This window comes from Cytobacillus oceanisediminis (assembly GCF_022811925.1).
Lineage (GTDB): Bacteria > Bacillota > Bacilli > Bacillales > Cytobacillaceae > Cytobacillus > Cytobacillus oceanisediminis_D.
In genome coordinates this window covers 4,718,377-4,732,615 of the sequence record NZ_CP065511.1, presented here as the reverse complement: position 1 = coordinate 4,732,615, position 14,239 = coordinate 4,718,377, and the positions used below count along the sequence as shown (strand labels likewise).

The 14,239-nt window shown below is 42.2% G+C and carries 13 protein-coding genes, 1 pseudogene and 1 riboswitch; of the genes and pseudogenes, 8 read left to right on the top strand and 6 right to left on the bottom strand.

Features of this window, described 5'->3' with window-relative positions; translation table 11 throughout:
• Positions 1 to 144 precede the first annotated feature (144 nt).
• From IRB79_RS23680 to asnB, 3 genes are all read left to right on the top strand, one after another.
• The gene (locus IRB79_RS23680) at positions 145 to 519 is read left to right on the top strand and encodes a thiol-disulfide oxidoreductase DCC family protein (RefSeq protein WP_243505529.1); all 375 of its coding nucleotides are present in this window, start codon (positions 145 to 147) and stop codon (positions 517 to 519) included.
• A gap of 105 nt (positions 520 to 624) precedes the next feature.
• A riboswitch (SAM riboswitch) is annotated at positions 625 to 740 on the top strand.
• Between the two features lie 317 nt (positions 741 to 1,057).
• Positions 1,058 to 2,254 (top strand): methionine adenosyltransferase, encoded by a 1,197-nt coding sequence (metK, locus tag IRB79_RS23675; RefSeq protein ID WP_243505522.1) that lies wholly within the window; start codon positions 1,058 to 1,060, stop codon positions 2,252 to 2,254.
• A gap of 343 nt (positions 2,255 to 2,597) precedes the next feature.
• The gene (gene asnB, locus IRB79_RS23670; protein WP_243505519.1) at positions 2,598 to 4,502 is read left to right on the top strand and encodes an asparagine synthase (glutamine-hydrolyzing); all 1,905 of its coding nucleotides are present in this window, start codon (positions 2,598 to 2,600) and stop codon (positions 4,500 to 4,502) included.
• Positions 4,503 to 4,568: 66 nt separating this feature from the next.
• On the opposite strand, the pseudogene IRB79_RS23665 reads toward asnB, so the two are convergent.
• The 3 genes and pseudogenes from IRB79_RS23665 to IRB79_RS23655 all read right to left on the bottom strand — a co-directional run bounded on the left by IRB79_RS23665 (position 4,569) and on the right by IRB79_RS23655 (position 7,811).
• Positions 4,569 to 5,896: pseudogene (locus IRB79_RS23665) on the bottom strand (IS3 family transposase).
• Positions 5,897 to 6,359: 463 nt separating this feature from the next.
• On the bottom strand, positions 6,360 to 7,208 hold the full coding sequence (locus IRB79_RS23660) for a C39 family peptidase (protein WP_243505517.1): 849 nt from the start codon (positions 7,206 to 7,208) through the stop codon (positions 6,360 to 6,362).
• Between the two features lie 81 nt (positions 7,209 to 7,289).
• Positions 7,290 to 7,811: a gamma carbonic anhydrase gene (locus IRB79_RS23655; RefSeq protein ID WP_243505516.1), complete on the bottom strand. Its 522-nt coding sequence runs from the start codon at positions 7,809 to 7,811 to the stop codon at positions 7,290 to 7,292.
• Positions 7,812 to 7,988: 177 nt separating this feature from the next.
• On the opposite strand from IRB79_RS23655, the gene IRB79_RS23650 reads away from it, so the two are divergent.
• The gene (locus IRB79_RS23650; RefSeq protein WP_243505509.1) at positions 7,989 to 8,792 is read left to right on the top strand and encodes an alpha/beta hydrolase; all 804 of its coding nucleotides are present in this window, start codon (positions 7,989 to 7,991) and stop codon (positions 8,790 to 8,792) included.
• A gap of 84 nt (positions 8,793 to 8,876) precedes the next feature.
• Complete coding sequence (locus IRB79_RS23645) at positions 8,877 to 9,965, top strand: tetraprenyl-beta-curcumene synthase family protein (protein ID WP_243505507.1); 1,089 nt, start codon at positions 8,877 to 8,879, stop codon at positions 9,963 to 9,965.
• A 27-nt stretch (positions 9,966 to 9,992) separates the two neighbouring features.
• Here IRB79_RS23645 and IRB79_RS23640 read toward each other — a convergent pair whose 3' ends face one another.
• Positions 9,993 to 10,565, bottom strand: a complete 573-nt coding sequence (locus IRB79_RS23640) for a tRNA 5-(aminomethyl)-2-thiouridylate-methyltransferase MnmM (RefSeq protein ID WP_243505505.1) — start codon at positions 10,563 to 10,565, stop codon at positions 9,993 to 9,995.
• Positions 10,562 to 11,530, bottom strand: a complete 969-nt coding sequence (locus tag IRB79_RS23635; protein ID WP_243505504.1) for a tRNA modification radical SAM protein MnmL/YtqA — start codon at positions 11,528 to 11,530, stop codon at positions 10,562 to 10,564. The genes IRB79_RS23640 and IRB79_RS23635 overlap by 4 nt, the downstream gene beginning before the upstream one ends.
• 203 nt (positions 11,531 to 11,733) lie before the next feature.
• Between IRB79_RS23635 and IRB79_RS23630 the strand changes: the two genes are divergently transcribed.
• From IRB79_RS23630 to IRB79_RS23620, 3 genes are all read left to right on the top strand, one after another.
• Complete coding sequence (locus IRB79_RS23630) at positions 11,734 to 11,997, top strand: YtzC family protein (RefSeq protein WP_009333375.1); 264 nt, start codon at positions 11,734 to 11,736, stop codon at positions 11,995 to 11,997.
• A gap of 14 nt (positions 11,998 to 12,011) precedes the next feature.
• The gene (locus IRB79_RS23625) at positions 12,012 to 12,194 is read left to right on the top strand and encodes a glycogen biosynthesis protein GlgD (protein WP_243505502.1); all 183 of its coding nucleotides are present in this window, start codon (positions 12,012 to 12,014) and stop codon (positions 12,192 to 12,194) included.
• 352 nt (positions 12,195 to 12,546) lie between these two features.
• Positions 12,547 to 13,728, top strand: a complete 1,182-nt coding sequence (locus tag IRB79_RS23620; protein ID WP_243505500.1) for an MDR family MFS transporter — start codon at positions 12,547 to 12,549, stop codon at positions 13,726 to 13,728.
• Between the two features lie 46 nt (positions 13,729 to 13,774).
• Here the strand turns inward: IRB79_RS23620 and IRB79_RS23615 are convergent, their stop codons facing one another.
• A complete protein-coding gene (locus IRB79_RS23615; RefSeq protein ID WP_243505499.1) occupies positions 13,775 to 14,134 on the bottom strand; it encodes a hypothetical protein in 360 nt (119 codons plus the stop codon).
• Positions 14,135 to 14,239: the final 105 nt, after the last annotated feature.

Below are 14,239 nucleotides of genomic sequence, written 5' to 3'. Positions count from 1 at the left end.
ATGATTAGTCTATACTATTACGAAACTTTTTTATTCATGATATAAAAATGTCATAATTGGACAAGTAATCCACTTAAATCACCTTATAACTTGTATATGTTAATATAGAAGAAAGTGTTAATTTTAACATGGGACTGATCTAAAATGAAGACAATTGCCCTCTATGATGGAACTTGTTCCTTATGCAAGGAAACAAAGAAGATTTTTAAAAAACTCGATTGGCTGAATAAAGTGGAATGGATTTCTCTGCAGGAGTATGAAAAAATCCCGAATTCTCTCTCATTTTCAAGACATGATTTGCGCAGAGAGCTTCATATTATTACTCCATCGGGTGGCGTGAAAAAGGGTTATTCTGCAGTAAGGAGGCTGCTGTTCCTCTTTCCTGCATCCTTTTTAATTAGCCTCCTTTTATATCTCCCATTGACGCCAATACTGGGCGATCCGATCTACAAATGGATTGCTAAAAACAGGCATAAATTTCTAAAGAAAAAATGTGATGACGGAAGCTGTTCGCTGTAAGTATGGAGCATAATTTTCAATGCTGAAATTTTACTCTGAAAAATAATGAAAACTTGTTGACATGATTCGCTAAAATACGGTATGATTCAACCTTGAACGGATACTCTCTTATCCCGAGCTGGTGGAGGGACAGGCCCTATGAAACCCAGCAACCTGCTAAAGGCAATTATCAGCAAAGGTGCTAACCTGACGCAAGGACGTAATTCCTTGAACGATAAGAGTGAAAGGCGCGAATCGATTTGCTTTCAACCTTTTCACTAATGAGAAGGTTTTTTATTTTGCAATGAAATGAACGGCTTTTGGAATGTACTATTTATGTGAGTTTTTAGCAGCTTGCAGAGATGCATAAGAAAAAATGGATGCCTGGCTTTCTGGCCAGCGCTGCCTATTTTTCTAATAAAAACTCCATGTTTATTTCATACTACTAAGGGAATGAGTTCCGTATCAAACAGAGATCCATGAAATGACAGGGAAAAGTATTTCCGCTTCCCCATTTCTTAATTCTCGCTCAATTTTCTATTTATAAGGAGGAAGCCAGATGTCAACAAAGCGTCGTTTGTTTACTTCTGAATCAGTTACTGAAGGTCATCCGGATAAAATCTGTGACCAAATTTCTGATGCAATCTTAGATGCGATTTTAGCTAAAGATGCGAATGCCCGTGTTGCTGCAGAGACTTCTGTAACAACTGGACTTGTATTAGTTGCAGGTGAAATCACAACATCTACATACGTAGATATTCCAAAAATCGTTCGTGAAACGGTAAAAGAAATCGGTTATACCCGTGCTAAATATGGTTTCGATTCCGAAACTTGTGCAGTATTAACTTCCATTGATGAGCAGTCTGCAGATATTGCAATGGGTGTTGACCAGGCCCTTGAAGCACGCGAAGGACAAATGAGCGATCAGGAAATCGAAGCAATTGGTGCAGGAGACCAGGGCTTAATGTTCGGTTTTGCCTGCAACGAAACGAAAGAGCTTATGCCTCTTCCGATTTCTTTAGCACATAAACTTTCCCGCCGCCTGACTGAAGTTCGTAAAGAAGAAATCCTTCCTTACCTTCGTCCAGACGGAAAAACTCAGGTAACGGTTGAGTATGATGAAAATGACAAGCCTGTCCGCATTGACACAATTGTTATTTCTACTCAGCATCACCCTGAGATCAGCCTGGAGCAAATCCAGCGCAACCTGAAGGAACATGTTATTAACCCGGTTGTTCCCAAAGAACTAATCGATGAGAATACTAAGTACTTCATCAACCCAACAGGACGTTTCGTTATCGGAGGACCTCAAGGGGATGCAGGCCTGACTGGACGCAAAATCATTGTTGATACTTACGGCGGATATGCCCGTCATGGCGGAGGCGCGTTCTCCGGTAAGGATCCTACAAAGGTTGACCGCTCTGCTGCTTATGCTGCTCGTTATGTAGCGAAGAACCTTGTAGCAGCCGGCTTAGCTGAAAAAGTTGAAGTTCAGCTTGCTTATGCGATCGGTGTGGCACAGCCTGTATCGATTTCTGTTGATACATTCGGAACAGGCAAAGTGGGCGAAGATGTACTAGTTGATCTAGTAAGAAAGCATTTTGATCTTCGTCCTGCAGGAATTATTAACATGCTTGGCCTTCGCCGCCCAATTTACAAGCAGACAGCTGCTTACGGACATTTCGGACGTACAGATGTTGATCTTCCTTGGGAGCGTACAGATAAGGCAGAAATTCTTCGTTCTGAAGCTGAATAGAAAAGCGGAAGCTCTTTGGCCATCCCCGATACTTTAAGGGGGAGACAATAATATAAAAAGCGGGAGTTGCATTAATCATGTAACTCCCGCTTTCTTTTTTGCGTCATTATACATATAGGATGTTTATTCACTTTTCGGTCTTTATGCTCTTTAGTCGTTTATAATTATATGTTATCGTTTAAACTTCGGATAATGGCTTAATTTTCCGCGCATATTTTTTTTATAATCCACGTGCTAATTATAAATGATTAGTGGTAGTATTATAGGGTATGTTTTCTAAGACAAAGAGCCGTTAAGGCTATATCTAAATATCGAGAAAAGAATGGAGTAGGTGACGTACATAATGTGTGGTTTTATTGGTTGTGTACATGAAAAAGCACAAAATTACCGTGACGCAGATAAAGAACAATTCCAAAATATGAATGATATCATCACCCATCGGGGTCCGGATGATTCAGGATACTATTTTGATGATCATATTCAATTCGGCTTCCGCCGGTTGAGCATTATCGATATTGAAAGCGGACACCAGCCGCTGACTTACGAGAATGAGCGTTATTGGATTATCTTTAATGGTGAAATCTATAACTATGTGGAACTTCGTGAAGAACTTCTCAAAGCAGGCTTAAGCTTTGAAACAAGCTCCGATACAGAAGTCATAATTGCCCTTTACAGCCATATGAAAGAAAAGGCTGTTGAAAAATTGCGCGGTATGTTTGCGTTTGTCATTTGGGATAAACAGGAGCAGTCCCTATATGGAGCCAGAGATCCGTTTGGGATTAAGCCTTTCTTTTATTACGATAAGGGGGACCGCACGTTCTTTGGATCAGAGAAGAAGAGCATTCTATTGGCGCTTCAGAATGATGTATTAAACTATGACTCCCTCCAGCATTATTTGACATATCAGTTTGTGCCTGAGCCAAACACCATGTCAGAGGGAATCCATAAGCTTGAGCCTGGTCATTATTTTACTAAAAAAATCGGAGCTCCGATGGATATTAAGCGTTATTGGAAAGCTGCTTTCCATCCAGTGCAGAAGTCAGAAGCCGATTTTACGAAAGAAATAAGAGATGTTTTATTCGACTCAGTCAAAATGCATATGCGTGCCGATGTTCCGGTAGGTTCATTCCTTTCAGGCGGAATCGATTCTTCCATCATTGCTTCCATTGCGAAAGAATTCCATCCTGCCATTAAAACATTCTCTGTTGGCTTCGAACGCAATGGCTTCAGCGAGGTGGATGTAGCGAAAGAAACAGCAGAAAAGCTGGGTGTCGAAAACATCAGCTACATCATTACTCCTGAGGAATACATGAATGAGATTCCGAGAATCATGTGGCATATGGACGATCCGCTTGCTGATCCAGCTTGTGTGCCCCTTTATTTTGTGGCAAGAGAAGCACGGAAGCATGTAACGGTTGTACTTTCAGGTGAGGGAGCCGATGAGCTATTTGGCGGCTATAATATTTACCGTGAACCACAATCCCTGGAAGTCTTCAATAAAATTCCTGCCATCGGCAAAAAGCTTCTTCGCATGATTGCAAATATGATGCCAGAGGGAATGAAGGGGAAAAGTTTTATCGAACGCGGTGTCACGCCAATGGAAGAGCGCTACATTGGAAACGCAAAAATGTTTACAGAGCAAGAGAAACGCGGCCTGCTTCATGTTTATAAAGACCGCTTAAATTATACGGATATCACTAAACCGCTATATGAAGAAAGCCACGGATATGATCCGGTTGACCGCATGCAGTATATCGACATTCATACTTGGATGCGCGGAGACATTCTATTGAAAGCGGACAAAATGACGATGGCTCATTCTCTCGAGCTTCGTGTTCCGTTCCTTGATAAAGAAGTGTTTGAAGTGGCTTCCAAAATTCCGACCAGCCTGAAAACGGCAAATGGCACTACGAAGTATATTCTTCGCAAAGCTGCTGAAGGAGTCGTTCCAGACCATGTGCTGAACCGTAAGAAGCTTGGATTCCCTGTGCCAATCCGCCACTGGCTGAAAGACGAGATGAATGAGTGGGCTAAAAATATTATCCGTGAAAGCAATGTGGATCACTTAATCAATAAAGATTATGTGTTAGGGCTTCTTGAAGACCATTGCCAGGATAAAGCAGATAACAGCCGCAAAATCTGGACAGTTCTTATGTTCATGGTTTGGCATCAGGTATATGTGGAGAAAAAGTATTCTTTTGAGAAAGAGTATTTGTTAAATAAAGACTTGCAGCCACTTAAAGGCTAAAATAAAAACGTCCATCAGGAGAAAACTGAACTGTACCCCCATTTACGGACAGTTTTAAAAAAGCGCCTATGCGGCTAGTAAGTGACCTCGGTATTGTACCGGGGTCATTTTATTTAAGCCCCATTGATAACGGTGATGATTATAATCTTCGATTACTCGCTCTACTTCCTTCGTTACCTCCTTTAAATTATCCAGTGATTTATACTCTGCCAGATCTTTAAAATGTCCAAAGAAGCTCTCCATTGGTGCGTTATCCCAACAGTTTCCCTTTCGGGACATTGATTGAGTTAAGCCAAGCTCTTTCACTTTGCTTTGGAATAGAGGATGAGTGTAGTGCATACCTTGGTCAGAATGTAATATGGCTTCAGGGTGAAAATAATTGCCAACAGCTGCCTCCAACTTTTTCAACGTCTTATAGACGATGTCCATATCTAATGACGTGGACAGGTGGTACGCAATAATTTCCCTTGTAGCTCCGTCCTTTACGCAGGATAAATATGCTCTTTGACCCTTCCATAATAGAGATATGTAATGTCAGTAAGCAGGACTTTCCCTGGTTCCTCCTGATTGAATTCTCGGTTAAGCAGGTTCGGGCAGGTTCGATGTTCCTGGGTTGCCTTGGCCATCTTTCGATAAGGGTTGGCTTTCCTTACTTTTGTTTCAAGATTATATTTTGCCATCAAACGCCTAATCTTTTTGTGGTTCATTACAGCTGAATAATTATTCTCCAGGATCATTTTAATCTGGAGGGCACCTACTTTTTCTTTTTTGCTTATAAATATTTCTTGAATCAACTCTATGTCCAGTTCATCCTGCTCATCACGTTGTGCCCGTAAATGTGCAGCCTTCAACCAATCATAGTAGCCACTTCTGCTAACACCTGCCAGCTCACACAAGTAGGCAACAGCTTTCTTTAACTGATGTATTCTGATGGTTTTCTCGATTAGAGAAAACTTTACAGCTGTCGTTAGAATCGTTTCTTCTTCAACGCCTGCCTTTCTAGTTCTTCCAGCTTTTTTAAGAAATCATTCTCTGCCTCAAGGAATTTAATCCTTGCCTCAGCCTTCCTTAGTTTCTCCTCAATGGAAAGTTGCTTTGAAGAAGGACGTCCAGTACTCCCTTTACCACGACGTTCCGTAAGGAGACCTTTCTCTCCATACCTTTCAAATGTTTCTCTCCAGCGCAGGCAACGTTTGGCTGTTCTTTGCCAATCATCTCAAGATCAAAGCCTTGTTCAATAAAGATTTGCGATGGTGGTTTTCCATTTTGTAATCCTTAACTGCTTTTAGCTTAAATCCCGGACTATAGGAGATTGACCTTTCAGAAGCGTTCAAAACATTGGGATTCTTCTCAAGCTCTTTAATTTGGAATTCATTATAAATATTCTTACTCATGATAATCCTCCGCCTATATTCATTAAATCTATTGAAACACAAAAAACCCCAGATAGGGGCACTTTTTTATCAGTGTCCGCTATCCGGGGTACAGTTCAAACCTGGTGGACGTTTTTAATTAATTATAAGAATGTATAAATTTCTTAAGTTAGATAATTGTCTAGCTCCAGCGCCTACCCCCTCGAGGTCACAAGCTTGTCTTGTTTCGGCTCCTAGGGACTCGGGGTCATAAGCCGATTCCTTTCAGAAGGAAAAACGCCTTCTTACAGGAACCGTCTTATGCCTGTCGTCCCTGGGCAGTCGCCTCCACATTTCGAGCAATCCTCCCAAAAAGGCAAAGGACGCCTTTCCGGAAGGCTCGTCTTGTGCTTGAGGCCCGCAGGATGCGGGTCATGCAGACGTTGCCACAGGACGTGGCGATCTTAGTCTGCGTTCCTTCGTGAGCAAGGCGCTTCCGCTTTTCTTATGGGAGATAAGTAATAGCCTGTTTGCCCATCTGCACCCATGCTTTTTCAAAATCGGTTATGGGTGCTTTTTTATTTTTCTCGCCTGTGAGCGGGTCGTTGAAATACATGTATTCCTGATCATAGCCTGTGAGCAGGACTGAATGCTCTTTATAGGTAACCTGGATTTTTCCGCTTGGCGTATGCCAGGTCTGGAAAAAGTCATCAGAAAGCTGTTTATAGGCTGTGTTGATAATAACCCAGACAGGTCTGCTGTCTGACAAATGGATTTTTAATTCTTCAAAATCGGATCCGGTAAGGTCTTCAATGGAGCCAGGCATGTACTTTTCCGCAAGCTCTTTTACGGGTTTATGATAAACGCCGAGACCTGGATTATCAAAGGAATACATATCGCCTATGAACCCGTCATTTGGGTGCCCGAAATAGATTTTTCCGTTTTCTATGCGATAAGGCTCAGGATTTTTCTTTATTTCTTTAGCAAGTGTCATTTTATCAGCCTGTATCCCTGCATGCTGAAGGAGCATGGATAAGCTCGTCACTTCGCATCCCCTGGGGAGCTCAGGAAACTGATTGACTGCGGGAGCATCTATAATTGTTTCTTCCTTGATCTTAATTACGGCAGTGTTGTGTCCAAGGAAAGAGCTGGCTTTCTCAGCAGGTTCAGACAGCCATGATTTAATTTGGTTTACGGCTGAAGCAGGCTGGCTTCCAAAAAGGTTGTCATAAACAAATGCTCCAGAAATCAGGATGAAGACAATTAAAAACATTGGTGCCGTTTTTAACATTGTTTTTCTGAATATCACTATTAAAAATAAGAAAAGAACAATAGCCGCAATATAAAAATTCAATTTCTTCACCCGCCCATTGGTATTGCCTTATGTTTATTATCGGCCTTTTTCCCCTTTTATTAATAAAAGGGGGCAGGAGAGTTATTCAGGCTTTTTCTGCAAAGACTTATAGTACTGCCCTTTTTCGGCGTATTCCCTGCTGATCCGTTCCATATCTTTGATATCTTCTGGCGTCAGCTCGCGGATCACTTTTGCAGGCCTGCCGAATGCAAGTGTATTGGGAGGAATTTTCTTTCCCTGTGGAACAAGGCTCCCTGCACCAATGAATGCTCCCTCTCCGATTTCAGCCTGATCTAATACAATCGAGCCCATCCCTATTAAAGCCTTTTTACGGATAGTGCAGCTATGAAGGATTACCTGATGGCCAACTGTCACTTCATCTTCCAATATCAGCGGGTTATTCGGGCTCTGATGCAGGACGGAATTGTCCTGGATATTGACTTTTTTGCCGATTATTGTTGGTGCTACATCTCCGCGTATAACGGAGTTGAACCAAACACTGGAATCCTCGCCAATTTCAACATCGCCGGTAATGGTAGTAAAATCTGCAATAAATGCGGATTCTGCAATTTTAGGTTCTTTATCTTTATATGGATAGATCACGTGGAACACTCCTATATGCAGTTTGATTATTTTGATTTTATCATAAGAGGCATGATAAACGTTATTCTGGCAAAAAGAATTCCAATTTTACAAAGGTTTGATTCATGAACAATTTTAGCATCTAGGCTATAATATATATACATAAGACAGTACGTAAAAAGGCTGGGAGGATTGACTATGTGGAAATGGGAAACTGAAGGAGATGCAAAGGGCGTTATTGTCATGGTGCATGGGGCAATGGAGCATCACCGCCGTTATGGCTGGCTGATTGAAATGTGGCGCTTGGCCGGTTTCCATGTCATTATGGGAGATCTTCCTGGCCAGGGGATGACTTCAAGATCCAGAAGAGGCCATATTGATTCCTTTGATGAATATATACTTGAAGTTCAGGATTGGGTACAGGCTGCCTATGAATTTGAATTGCCGGTCTTTCTTTTAGGACACAGCATGGGCGGACTGATTGCCATTCGCCTGCTGCAGGAGGAAAGAATGAATCTCGCTGGAGTGATTTTGTCATCTCCATGTTTAGGTTTGGTTCAACAGCCTTCGAAATTTCTGAACTTTTTATCGCTTGGACTCAATTCTGTGATGCCAGGCCTGAAAATGGATGCCGGATTATCCGTGGACATGGCGACGAGGAATCAGGATGTCCTTGATGCTGATTTAAATGATTCACTGTATGTGACAAAAGTGTCGGTCAGATGGTACAGGGAACTTGTTTCTGCTATAAAGCTTGCATTTGAGAATCTTGATAAAATCCAGGATGTACCTCTTCTCGTAATACAGGGCGGAGATGATAAGATCGTGAATAAAACAACTGTCAGAGAATGGTTTAATCTTGCCCCTTTCTCAGAGAAAAGGTTCAAAGAATGGCCTAAATGCTACCACGAAGTCTTTAATGAACCTGAACGTGAAGAAGTCTTTGAATATGCGAAGGATTTCGTGAACAGCCAATTAAAAGCACTTGGTTATGTGGTTTAAGGACTGGGTTTTAATTATGGAGGGTGCAGGCTTAACATAAGAAACGCTCACCTATCCCCTAAGCAAAAGGAGGTTTATCATGTCATGAGTGTCCCTTCCATGCCAATTAGCTTAATGTCACATGTCTACCGGAAGGTTCTGCCTGCTGTCCATAAGGAACTTGCATACTGGAGAAGCAGAGCCGAAGCAATTCCTGATCCGGAGTTAAGAAAGCAGGCTCTTGCCAGCATTGAGCATAAAACCTTCCACTGTGAAGGCGGAGCTATTATGTCATTAATGGCCAAGGAAAAATATGAACAAGCGATTAAGTTTATCGTTGCTTATCAGACAATCAGTGATTACTTGGACAATCTCTGCGACCGGAGCACCTCGCTTGATCCCCGGGACTTTGCGGCACTTCACGAGTCAATGGAGGATGCCCTCGATACGGATGCAGCAGAAAAAAATTATTATCGGCTGAGAAATGAACAGGATGATGGAAACTATCTTGCAGATTTAGCAGCAGCCTGCAGGGAAGTGCTGTCCAGTCTGGAGCATTACACACATATAAAAAGCCATCTGCTTGAATTATGCCGTTACTATTGTGATCTGCAAATACATAAGCATGTTGTGGTGGAAGAACGAGTTCCCCGTCTGCAAAACTGGTTTGACCAATATCGGTCTGATATTCCTGAGATGGAATGGTATGAGTTCTCTGCTTGCTCGGGATCGACTCTGGGAATTTTTTGCCTTGTTTCCTACGCACTGAGAGATGATTTTGAATCGGAGCATGCTGTAAATATACGAAATGGATATTTTCCATACATCCAGGGTCTCCACATTCTTCTTGATTATCTGATTGATCAAGAAGAGGACAAAGCCGGGGGAGACTTGAATTTTTGCTTTTACTATGAGAACGAAGAAAAACTGTTTTCGAGATTGAAACATTTTGTTGCCGAAGCAGATAAGCATACTGAAAAGCTGCCTCATAAACATTTCCATAAACTGATTAATCGCGGCTTGCTTGGGGTCTATCTATCCGATGAGAAGGTCCGGAAGCAGCGGAATGTCAGAAGATTAGCCAAAAGCATGATCAGAACAGGCGGAATGGTAAGCTATTTCTTTTATGTGAACGGAAGAGCTTACCGGACTTTGCAGAAGATGATGCCCGCTGGTTTTTCAATTGAAAAATAATTAAAAGCCTGCATTTTTCGCAGGCTTTTATCGTTTTTCAATTGCTACAATAAACGGCGGGTTATTTTTTTGATTAATAAACTGATACTGTAATACATGAACAAGGCCTTGATCCAGCTGCTTTACATATCTGAGCAGATAATCACGCTCAACAGCTCCCTCAATATGGCCGTGATAAATCACTAAAAGAATAATCCCTTCCGGAGCCATCAGTTCCAAAAGCTGATCGATGGCAGAAATGGTTGTCTGCGGACGGGTGACAATATCTTTATCACCGCCAGGGAGGTAACCTAAATTAAAAATGGCTGCAGTTATTTTTCCATGATGGACAGGCGGCACATTCTCAAGAATGAATTCATGTCCTGAATGGAAAAGGGTAGTTCTGTCTGACAGGTCATGATCAGCCAGGCGTGTTTTTGTATTCTGGACAGCCTCTTCCTGAATATCGAATCCATAAACTCTTCCATTAGGTCCTACCAGATCCGCCAGAAATATTGTATCATGTCCGTTGCCCAAAGTAGCATCAATAACGATATCTCCAGGTGATACTGCTTTCTCAAGCAGCTGTCTTGCATAAGGTAAGATTCTTTCAAGCTTCATGACAATGCCTCCATTTGGCTTGGGTTGTAAAATTTGCCTTGCCAGCCGTTTCTTAGCTTTAATTCCGCATCAATCCTATTGAGCACTTCCCACTTATTCACACTCCACATTGGCCCGATCATCAAATCGATTGGCCCATCGCCTGTTATGCGGTGGACAATCATTTTTGGAGGTAAAATCTCCAGCTGGTCACATACTAAGTTTACATACTCATCAAGAGACAGAAACTCAAGCATGCCTTTTTCAAATTGCTTAACCATTGGGGTTCCTTTTAATAAATGAAGGAGATGAATTTTAATGCCCTGCACATCCAGCTTCGCAACTTCCCGTGCGGTTTCCATCATCATTTCCGGTGTTTCAAGCGGAAGGCCGTTAATGATGTGTGAACAGATGCGGATGCCATGTTTGCGGAGCTTGTTTATTCCCTCCACATAGCATTGATAATCATGTGCCCGGTTAATTAAAAGGGCAGTCCGTTCATGTACAGTCTGTAACCCCAGTTCTACCCAGAGATAGGTTCGCTGATTAAGCTCTGCCAGATATTCAACTACATCATCAGGCAAACAGTCAGGGCGGGTCGCAATAGACAGCCCGACAACTCCGTCCTGCTCAAGCACCCTCTCATACATATCACGAAGCACTTCCACAGGGGCATGTGTATTCGTAAAGGCCTGAAAATAGGCCATATATTTTCCGTCTTTCCATTTATGATGCATTTTTGTTTTTATTGCATTAAACTGTGTTTCCAAATCATCAGCGCGGTTCCCGGCAAAGTCTCCCGAACCAGCGGCACTGCAGAATGTACATCCTCCATGTGCGACCGTGCCATCACGGTTTGGACAATCAAAACCGCCATCGAGTGCCACCTTGAAAACTTTATGGCCAAATTCATTACGCAAATGAAAATTCCATGTATGGTACCGTTTATTATCGGATGCATATGGAAAAGGATTTACTTTATCCATAATTATCCCTCCTTTTTCAAAGAGTAATCTATAAGGTAAAAATGAATATGAAGGATTTCATAAAATTAATCTTATCATGACCCAAAATCTTATCCAAGGGGAATTGGCAGGAAATAGAGTGGTAAGGATTACGGAAAAATGAACAAACTAATTAATGAAGCATGCAAGCTTCTAGACCCATTCTTTAAGGAGGGGAACAGATAATGGCAACCCGAGAATCGATGGATACACTCCTGCAGCAGTGTGAGGATGCAATCCGTTTTGCCCAGGAGCAGTTTGAATCAGGCAGGACGCAGGAGCATTACAATGATAATGAATACTCCAATGCACTTCAGTCTTTGGAAGCTGCTTATAACGATATAACCCAGATGGCGCACAGCGCCAACTCCCAGCAGCGGGAACAGCTTCACCGGATGAGGCTCCAGCTGCAGCAGCTCCAAAATCAGATGATAATACTTCCTCATTAAGGAGTGGTCCAAAGATGGTAAAAAAGCGCTCAAAACAACACAATCCGGAACAAAAGACCCGCAATGGCGCCAATAGCCAGGATGTTGAACTTGGCCGGGATTTTGATGCGGTAAAGCAGTCGAAAAAGAACTATGAGAAATCAGGGGGCCAGCCTGTAAAATCAAAATTTCACCCTGAGCCGGAACAATCATCATAAGAAAAGCGGAAGCGCCTTGCCCACCCCCGCCACCTCGAGGGGGTAGGCGCTGGAGCTAGACAGTTATCGACATTCAAACTCTAATTATTTTATGAAATATGGAAAGCCCCGATTACTCAAAATCGGGGCTTTATTTTTGTGCCGTTTAACGACTTATCCTCAATAGGTGCATTCCTTAAAAATCCACATTCAGCTCAAGTTTAAAAGAAGAAGTATTCTGTCTATTAAAATCGAATGAAAACCTATTGCAAGGACAGGAAAAACCAACTAAAATTATTTTGGATTTCGAAATAGTGCCGGGTGGTAATGTGCCGGCTAAACATAAAAAATATGAAAAAAGGGGCGTATTCTTATGCCGCGGAGCTTATGGCTTTTAATTATTGGGATGGCAGTGAATGTAACGGGATCTTCTTTTTTGTGGCCACTTAATACGATCTACATCCATGACCACTTAGGCAAATCCTTATCGGTAGCCGGCCTGGTTCTGATGGTGAACGCAGCTGCCAGCGTAGCAGGAAATTTAATAGGGGGAAGCCTATATGATAAAATAGGCGGCTATCGTTCGATTCTTCTTGGAATTGTCATCACGGTAATGGCACTCCTCGGTTTGACCTTTTGGCATGGATGGCCTGCATACGTGGTGTTCCTGACCTTTGTCGGATTTGGATCTGGAATTGTTTTTCCTTCTATGTTTGCGATGGCGGGATCTGTCTGGAAAGAAGGCGGCCGCAAAGCTTTCAATGCCATCTATGTAGCTCAGAATGCCGGTGTGGCCATTGGTGCTGCTCTCGGCGGTCTTGTGGCATCATACTCTTTTCAGTTAATTTTCCTTGCCAATACTGTCATGTATATCGTTTTTTTACTGATCGCTGTTTTTGGATACAGGGGAATAAATACTGTTACGGGTCAGCAGACCTCCATCCTTCAGGAAAATCGCAAGGTTAAAAATCATACCAAGCTTTACGCGCTGCTTATATTATGCGCGGGCTATTTATTGTGCTGGGTCGGATATGTGCAATGGCAATCGACTATCGCTGCTTACACACAGGAATTGAATATTTCTTTAAAGCAATACAGCCTGCTGTGGACAATTAACGGAGCATTGATTGTATTGGGTCAGCCTTTTATCAGTGCTCTGGTAAAATGGTTCAAAACGCTAAAGGTTCAGATGATTGCCGGCATGGTCATATTTATAGGATCGTTTGCTGCTGCAGCCAGTGCAGAACAGTTCTCAGCTTTTATTACTGCCATGGTTATTCTGACGATTGGTGAAATGCTTATATGGCCAGCAGTTCCGACCATTGCCAACCAGCTTGCTCCTAAAGGGCGGGAAGGTTTTTACCAGGGAATCGTAAACAGCACTGCTACAGGCGGAAGGATGATCGGGCCATTATTGGGGGGAATTCTGGTTGACCTTTACGGAATTTCCATGCTGTTTGCGGTATTAATGGTTCTATTTGTTTTTGCCATTCTGACAACTCTTGTTTATGACCGGAAATTGAAGGAGCCTAAAGAATTGGCGCATGTATCATAAGAAAGAAACCTGCAGTTTTGAGCTGCAGGTTTTTAAATTTTAGTTCTTAACCGGCGCCTTCGAAGTAATTTTCTTTTTGCTCAGCAGCAAATACAACTTCAGTGAAGAAGCTTTTCAAAATCAGCCATCTCGCTGGATAAGAATTGATAAAGTCTTCGAGAACCTCTTCTGAATAAAGAAGCAGGACATCCAGATCTGCCTTTTTTTGTTTCAAATCATACAAAAGGGCATGCGGAATGGTGTAATAGTCATTCAGCTGCCATTGATTTAGTTTCACTGTAAAAATATTATGCTCCTCAATATAGGTTTCCAGCGCCTGTTTTTGCGCTTGAGCACATTCCTGCTTTGATTTGTTACCAGATTGCCAGTGCGGATTAATTAAATAGATGCCTTTCAGCTGAAACACCTCCTATGTCTGCCGATTACTAATGTTATGGGCAGTAAAAGCAATAAGAATACCCATTGAAGTGAATTTGTTTTCAGAAAAATATGATAAAATAGTGATCATAAT

What these genes read in the sequence shown, in the direction of transcription:
- IRB79_RS23680 (WP_243505529.1), top strand. Translation starts at nt 145, where the DNA reads ATGAAGACAATTGCCCTCTATGATGGAACTTGTTCCTTATGCAAGGAA.
- metK (WP_243505522.1), top strand. Translation starts at nt 1,058, where the DNA reads ATGTCAACAAAGCGTCGTTTGTTTACTTCTGAATCAGTTACTGAAGGT.
- asnB (WP_243505519.1), top strand. Translation starts at nt 2,598, where the DNA reads ATGTGTGGTTTTATTGGTTGTGTACATGAAAAAGCACAAAATTACCGT.
- IRB79_RS23650 (WP_243505509.1), top strand. Translation starts at nt 7,989, where the DNA reads ATGTGGAAATGGGAAACTGAAGGAGATGCAAAGGGCGTTATTGTCATG.
- IRB79_RS23645 (WP_243505507.1), top strand. Translation starts at nt 8,877, where the DNA reads ATGAGTGTCCCTTCCATGCCAATTAGCTTAATGTCACATGTCTACCGG.
- IRB79_RS23640 (WP_243505505.1), bottom strand. Translation starts at nt 10,565, where the DNA reads ATGAAGCTTGAAAGAATCTTACCTTATGCAAGACAGCTGCTTGAGAAA.
- IRB79_RS23635 (WP_243505504.1), bottom strand. Translation starts at nt 11,530, where the DNA reads ATGGATAAAGTAAATCCTTTTCCATATGCATCCGATAATAAACGGTAC.
- IRB79_RS23630 (WP_009333375.1), top strand. Translation starts at nt 11,734, where the DNA reads ATGGCAACCCGAGAATCGATGGATACACTCCTGCAGCAGTGTGAGGAT.
- IRB79_RS23625 (WP_243505502.1), top strand. Translation starts at nt 12,012, where the DNA reads ATGGTAAAAAAGCGCTCAAAACAACACAATCCGGAACAAAAGACCCGC.
- IRB79_RS23620 (WP_243505500.1), top strand. Translation starts at nt 12,547, where the DNA reads ATGCCGCGGAGCTTATGGCTTTTAATTATTGGGATGGCAGTGAATGTA.